Source organism: Citrobacter sp. wls708, assembly GCF_005281255.1.
Taxonomy (GTDB): domain Bacteria; phylum Pseudomonadota; class Gammaproteobacteria; order Enterobacterales; family Enterobacteriaceae; genus Citrobacter; species Citrobacter werkmanii.
In genome coordinates this window covers 1-209 of record NZ_SZXE01000025.1, presented here as the reverse complement: position 1 = coordinate 209, position 209 = coordinate 1, and the positions used below count along the sequence as shown (strand labels likewise).

General features: G+C 49.8%; 1 rRNA gene. It reads right to left on the bottom strand.

From position 1 onward, the window contains the following. Positions 1–151, bottom strand: a 23S ribosomal RNA gene (locus tag FDW97_RS17830); the annotation flags it as partial. Between the last annotated feature and the right edge of the window lie 58 nt (positions 152–209).

The following is a 209-nucleotide window of genomic DNA, read 5'->3' as shown; positions in this document are numbered from 1 at the left end:
GATAGTGTGACGAATCACACTGGGTTTCCCCATTCGGAAATCGCCGGTTATAACGGTTCATATCACCTTACCGGCGCTTATCGCAGATTAGCACGTCCTTCATCGCCTCTGACTGCCAGGGCATCCACCGTGTACGCTTAGTCGCTTAACCTCACAACCCGAAGATGTTTCACTTCTGATTGCGAAAATTTGAGAGACTCGAACACACC